The organism is Methanosphaera sp. A6, from assembly GCF_001729395.1.
Classification (GTDB): Archaea; Methanobacteriota; Methanobacteria; order Methanobacteriales; family Methanobacteriaceae; genus Methanosphaera; species Methanosphaera stadtmanae.
In genome coordinates, this window is sequence record NZ_MAIF01000055.1 from 1 (window position 1) to 7,249 (window position 7,249).

Below are 7,249 nucleotides of genomic sequence, written 5' to 3' on the forward strand. Positions count from 1 at the left end.
AAGACCCAGCAACTGGAAAACCACTCAAAAAAAATTAAAGAATAACTTTAAATAGATAATAAAATATAACATTTTAAATAAAATTTTCATGATGTGTTTAATAAAACTAATTATGTAAATAATGGGGGAATTAAAATTACTCAAGCTAAAGTGATGATAATATTAGGAAGTGGATCTGATTATAAGATAGCAGAAAAAACTGTGAAAGTATTCGAACAGATGAAAGTACCATATGATCTTAGAGTAGCTTCTGCACATAGAACTCATAATAGGATAAAAGATATAATGACCAATTATGTTGATGGAATAGAGGTATTTATTGGTATTGCAGGACTTTCTGCTCATCTTCCCGGAGTAATAGCATCATATACAACAAAACCTGTCATAGCAGTACCTGTAAATGGCAAAATAGAAGGATTGGATGCATTATTATCATGTACTGAGATGCAATTAGGAACACCTGTTGCAACAATGGGTATCGATAGGGGAGAAAATGCTGCATGGCTTGCTTGTCAAATCATAGCATGTAATGATGAAAAAATGAGAGAAGCACTTGTAGATAAACGTAATTCATATAATCATAAAATGGAAACCTCTGAAAAAGAATTAATTGAGAAAATTGCTGGAAAATATTATACAAGAACTGAAGGGGTTAAACATGAAAGACCATCTGTTAATAAAGTATTAAATGTTTCAAAAGATACAAGAGTACTTATAATTTCTGAAAATTATTCTAACATGGATATAGTTCATAAAATAACACAAACACTTGATGTTATAAAAATACCTTCAGCATATAAGGTTATTTCTGCAACAAGATCACCTGATAAACTTGAAAAATATATGAAAACCGTGGATAATCAAATAGATTTATACATAGTTGTTTCAGGTTTATCAACAATACTTTCAGGAGCAGTAGTATCACATACAACAAAACCAGTAATTGGAGTACCATGCAATACTGGAAAACTTGGTTTAGATTCTCTTTTGTCAATGGTTGAAATGCCTCCGGGTGTTCCAACAGCAACTATGGGGGTCGATGCTGGGGAAAATGCTGCATTATATGTTGCAAGAATTTTATCAGTATATGATGAGAATATTGAAGAATCATTATATAAATACATGAAAACATTACATAGAAATAATTATTATGAATAAACATAGGTATAGGAGTTAAAAATTATGTCTCGTTTAATTGATGAAATAACTGATGATATTATAGAAATTTCTGAAGAAGTATCAACAGAATATGAAATAACATCTATTCTTAAAAAACATCCAACTGATACGGTTATATTTACAAATATTAAAGATTCAAATATGAATATAATTTCTGGAATATGCAATACTAGGGATAAAATAGCAAAATCTATAAATACATCTGTTGATAAAATTACTGAAAATATAATAAAAGCAACAGAAAATCCAACAAAAATAACAAATATTAAGAATTTTGATGAAGTTTATTCAAATAATATGGATGTAGACTTATCAAAAATACCAATTTTAAAACATTATCCTAAAGATAAGGGAAAATATATTACAGCAGGTGTCGTAATAGCAAAAGATCCAGAAAATGGTCAAACCAATGCATCTATTCATAGAATGTTAGTTAATAGTAACGATGAATTGGGAATTAGAATAGTACCTAGACAATTATATACTTATTATAAAAAAGCTGAAGAATTAAACAAACCATTGGAAATTGCAATTGCAATAGGATTAAATCCTTCAACATTACTTGCTAGTACAACAAGTATTCCTATCACTGAAAATGAATTAGAAGTGGCAAATACATTTAAAGAGGGTAATTTAACTTTAGTTAAATGTGAAACTGTTGATATTGAAGTTCCAGAGTGTGAAATTTTACTTGAAGGAAAAATATTACCAAATGAACGTAAAATTGAAGGACCATTTGTTGATTTAACAGATACTTATGATAAAATAAGGGAAGAACCAATAATAAAACTTACAAGGATGCATTATAAAGATAATCCATATTATCATGCAATTCTTCCAGCTGGGAATGAACATAAATTATTACAAGGACTCCCTCAAGAACCACGTATATATAATAGTGTAAAAAATACTCTTCCAACAGTGCAAAATGTAGTATTAACAGAAGGTGGATGTTGTTGGCTACATGCAGTAGTATCAATTAAGAAGCAAACAGAGGGCGATGCTAAAAATGTACTTATGGCTGCATTATCTGCACATCCTTCACTTAAACATTGTGTTATAGTTGATGAAGATATAAATATATTTGATGCAGTTGATGTTGAATATGCTATTGCAACTCGTGTAAAAGGTGATGATGATATAATAATAATACCAAAAGCAAGAGGTTCATCATTAGATCCTGTAGCACAAATAGATGGTACCACAACTAAAATAGGTGTAGATGCGACAAAATCATTCCATAATATTGAAGATTATGAACGTGTAAGTAATACCTTGGAAAATTAAAAGTTTTTAAAACTTTTATTATTTTTTTAAACATTTTATATTAAAATTATTTTTTTATTAGAAAAGTATATATCTTATTAATGAAATATTATTAATTAGAATAATATAGTTATGAAGAAAATATCTAAATATTATAAATGTAGAATATATCCTAATAAAAAACAAATAGAATTATTTGAAACAAATTTTGTAGCGTATGCTTATGTTTATAATAAATCTAAATTAATTTATGAAAAAGAATATAAAGAAAATCTAAAATCTGGAAAAAAGGTAGTATATTCAAATAAATATTTCTATGATATTTTAAAACAATTATTAAAAGAAAATAATCATCTAAAACAAGTAGATAAAATTATACTTATTGATGCATATCATAGACTGTTAGATTCAATAAATAATTATAAAACTGGCTTATCACAAAAACCAAAATTTATTAAAAAAACATCAACACAATCATTTAGACTCCAATGCACCTCCAAAGATAAATTGAAATGTAAAAGATTATATTTAAATGATTATGGAACATTTAAACTACATGATAAACGTGAAATTCAAGGAAAACTTAAGGAAGTTATAATTAAAAAACACAATAGTCAATGGTTTATAATATTAAAATGTAGTGATATTTCAATAACAGAGTATCCTAAAACAAATAAAAAAGTTGGAATAGACTTGGGAATAAAGAACTTGATAATAATGTCAGATGGTAAATCAATTAAACCACCAAATATATCAAAAATAGAATCAAAGATAAATAAATATAATAGAAAATTATCAAAACAAAAGGAAAATAGTAAGAATTACCAAAAAACAGTGTTGATGCTACATAAATTATATATTAAAAGAACAAATATTATTGAGGATAACCTACATAAAATAGCAATGGAAATAGTGAAAGACTATGATTTTATTGCTATGGAATCATTAGATATTAGAAATATGATAAAAAATAGAAGATATAGTCATAGTATATATAATATGAATTGGGCACGACTAATAAAACTAATAAAAATTAATGCTGAACTAAATAATAAAACATTTATACAGATACCTCAAAGTTATCCATCAACGAAGACTTGTAGTAATTGTAAAACAATAAATAATAATGTGACAATAGATGTGAGAGAATGGGAATGTCCTAAATGTAACACATATCATGATAGGGATATTAATGCAGCAAAAAATATTCTATATAAAGCAATAGAAATGTCATAATCATAATCAACCTGTGGGCGATGGGGGATAGTCTAGTAAATTTACTTACTTTAAGTATTACCTAGAAAGTATTACTTGATACACTTCAAGGCGGGGTTCTAGTTTTATAGGGCCACATACAAATAATTTTAATATAATTCATCTTTTTTTAATTATTATATTTAAATAGTATCTACAACAAATCTTATTAGCATTAATAGAAGGACGCGATATTTATGGTAAACCCTATTGAAATTATATTGATTCCAACAATCATGATTATAATAGGTTATGCTCTTAAAAGAAATAATGTATTAAATGCAAAAGATAGTACAACTTTATCAAAAATAGTAATAAATATAAGCTTGCCTTCATTGATTTTTGTAAATCTTTCAAGTGCTCATATTAATTCAAATATGGCAATATTGCCTGTAGCTTCATTTGCTGTGAGTATGGTCTGTATGTTACTTGCTTATCTTTTCTCTAGAAGTAGAGGTTATTCTAAGATTAAAACATGGACTTTAATGATTGCAGCAGCAATGATGAACTCAGGTTTTATAGGTTTTCCAATTACTTTAGGTGTATTTGGAAATGAAGGTTTTTTAAATGCAATATTTTATGATCTAGCAACAACAGTGTTATTTATAATGTTTGGTATGATACTTGTTGGAGAGTTTGGTGGAGATAAAAAAGATGTTGTGAAGAATGGTTTAAAATTTGTTCCATTATGGGCTGTTATTTTAGGTTTATTATTTAATTTTTCACACATAGAAATGGGTTATGTTTTGAAGAATGTATTTACTTATCTTGGTAATTCAACTACTCCTCTTATTATGTTGTCTTTAGGTTTAACTATTGATTTCAGGGAGATTAAACATTATCTTAAAGATTCATTGTTGATATCTCTTCTTCGTTTAGTTGTATCACCATTACTTATGTTTGGAATTCTAAGTGCTATTCATTTAACTGGATTGGCATTTAATGTTGCTGTTTTAGAGGCAGGTATGTCTACTGCAATGAATGCTTTGGTATTGTCTATTACTTATAATTTGGATAATAAGTTAATGAGTTCTTGTATTTTTACAGATGTATTGTTAAGTTTAGTTACTTTGACTGCAATCATAACATTTGTTGTATAATTCTTTTTTTATTTTTTTTAAATTTTACTTTATTGTTTCGTTTTTATATAAACATGATAAAAGTATAAATATATTGTTTTAGTAATCTAACAGTATAGGATATAATTTGTTAAATTTTTAATAGTTAACAAATGTTTTTTATAAGTTTTTTTTTTAAAAAAAACAGATTTTAAACATCATAGTCTTAATTAAATAGGTGATTTAACTTGGCAAATAATGAAGAAGTACGTATAGGAGTATACACCTGCCACTGTGGAGTAAACGTTGGTGGAGTAGTAGACTGTAAAGCAGTAGCTGAATACGTAGAAACTTTACCTGATGTTGTAGTTTCACGTGAATACAAATACATGTGTTCTGACCCAGGACAGAACCTTATTCAGGATGATATTAAAGAATTAAACTTAAACAGAGTAGTAGTAGCAGCATGTAGTCCTCGTCTCCACGAACCTACATTCCGTAGATGTGTAAAAGAAGCAGGATTAAACGAATTCTTATTTGATTTCGTAAACCTTAGGGAACAAGACTCCTGGGTACACGGAGATGATCCTGAAGGAGCTACTGAAAAAGCAAAAGATTTAGTAAGAATGGGTGTTGCAAAAGCAAGATTATTAAACCCATTAACAGCAGAAAAAGTATCTGTAGAAAAAACTGCTATGGTTATTGGTGGTGGAGTTGCAGGTATTCAAACAGCTCTTGATTTAGGTGATATGGGATTCAAAACCTACCTTGTAGAAAGAAGACCAACCTTAAGTGGAAGAATGGGACAATTAGATAAAACATTCCCTACACTTGACTGTTCAATGTGTATTTTAGCACCTAAAATGGTAGATGCTGGTAAACACGCTAATATTGAACTTTTAGCTTACTCTGAAGTAAGAGATGTTGATGGTTACATAGGTAACTTTAAAGTAACTGTAGAAAGAAAAGCAAGATTTGTAGATGAAGTAACATGTACAGGTTGTGGTGTATGTCAAGAAGTTTGTCCAATTGAAATGCCTAACTACTTTGATGAAGGAACTGGTATGGTAAAAGCAGCATACATTCCATTCCCACAAGCAGTACCTTTAGTAGCTACTATTGATGATGATTACTGTATTGGATGTAAATTATGTGATAAAGCATGTGAAATAGGTGCAATTGATCATGAACAAGAACCAACAACAGTTGAATTAGATATTGGTACAATTGTAGTAGCAACAGGTTACGATACTTTTGATCCAACAGAAAAAGAAGAATATATCTTTGATCAAGCTGAAAACGTAATTACTGGTTTACAAATTGAAAGATACATAAATGCTTCTGGACCAACACAAGGTCATGTAATCCAACCTTCCTCTGGTGAAACACCTAAGAGAATTGCTTTCATCCAATGTGTAGGTTCTCGTGATGAAAAAGTTGGAAATCCATATTGTTCCAGAGTATGTTGTATGTATGCAATGAAAAACGCACAATTATGTGTTGACCACGAACCTGATACTGAAGTAACTATATATTACATTGATATTCGTGCATTTGGTAAAGGTTATGAAGAGTTCTACAGACTTTCACAAGAAAAATACGGAATCAGATTTATTAGGGGTAAAGCAGCTCAACTTATTGAAAATGAAGATAAAACAATCACAGTACGTGCAGAAGATACCTTATTAGGTAAATCAACAGCATATACTTATGATTTAGTTGTTTTATCTGTAGGTTTAGTACCTCCTGAAGGTATGGATGATTTAAGACAAATCTTAGGATTATCTAAAAGTGCAGATGGATTCTTCATGGAAGCTCACCCTAAACTCAGACCTGTTGACACCATGACTAATGGTATTTTCCTTGCTGGTGTAGCTCAAGGTCCTAAAGATATTCCTGATACTGTAGCTCAAGCTTCAGGTGCAGCAGCAAGAGCAGCAATTCCTATGATCCAAGGAGAAGTAGAAATTGAACCTATTACTGCTGAAGTATCTAAAGATAACTGTGGTGGTTGTGAAATTTGTGTTGAATTATGTCCATTTAAAGCTTTATCCATTGTTGATGGTAAATGTGAAGTAAACATAGCTTTATGTAAAGGTTGTGGAACATGTGTAGGAGCATGTCCAACTGGTGCTTTAGATCAAGCTCACTTCAGAGATGAACAAATTTTAGCTCAAATTGAAGCAGCTTTCAATTAAGTTTAATAACTTGGTAAAGAATGGGGGATTTTTCCCTCTATATTTTTTACTTTAGGATTTTAGTCTTTTTTTATAGTATTTTATGACTTTTTTTGTATCTTCTGAGGGTGTGCGATAATTAATTTTTAATTAATAATTTTTTCTTATTTATATTTACTTGTTTTTATAATTATCCGTTATATTTTTCTATTTTTTTGTTATAAGTTTATAATTATAGTTTATAATGATTTTTTAAGGAGTATTTTACAGAATAGTTATATATAACGTTTTATAATATATTATATAGTAAAATAT

5 protein-coding genes are annotated in these 7,249 nt (G+C 28.7%); all 5 read left to right on the top strand.

Annotated elements, in window-relative coordinates; all coding sequences use genetic code 11:
- Nucleotides 1-153 precede the first annotated feature (153 nt).
- Nucleotides 154-1,158, top strand: coding sequence for a 5-(carboxyamino)imidazole ribonucleotide mutase (gene purE, locus A9758_RS01835; RefSeq protein ID WP_048059774.1), 1,005 nt, complete (start codon nucleotides 154-156; stop codon nucleotides 1,156-1,158).
- A gap of 36 nt (nucleotides 1,159-1,194) precedes the next feature.
- A complete protein-coding gene (locus A9758_RS01840) occupies nucleotides 1,195-2,466 on the top strand; it encodes a UbiD family decarboxylase (RefSeq protein WP_048059917.1) in 1,272 nt (423 codons plus the stop codon).
- A 111-nt stretch (nucleotides 2,467-2,577) separates the two neighbouring features.
- Nucleotides 2,578-3,681, top strand: coding sequence for an RNA-guided endonuclease TnpB family protein (locus tag A9758_RS01845; RefSeq protein ID WP_011407047.1), 1,104 nt, complete (start codon nucleotides 2,578-2,580; stop codon nucleotides 3,679-3,681).
- Between the two features lie 215 nt (nucleotides 3,682-3,896).
- Complete coding sequence (locus A9758_RS01850; protein ID WP_011407046.1) at nucleotides 3,897-4,799, top strand: AEC family transporter; 903 nt, start codon at nucleotides 3,897-3,899, stop codon at nucleotides 4,797-4,799.
- A gap of 206 nt (nucleotides 4,800-5,005) precedes the next feature.
- Nucleotides 5,006-6,955 carry a CoB--CoM heterodisulfide reductase iron-sulfur subunit A family protein gene (locus A9758_RS01855; protein WP_011407045.1) on the top strand — a complete coding sequence of 650 codons (1,950 nt, stop codon included), beginning with the start codon at nucleotides 5,006-5,008 and terminating at the stop codon, nucleotides 6,953-6,955.
- Nucleotides 6,956-7,249 lie beyond the last annotated feature (294 nt).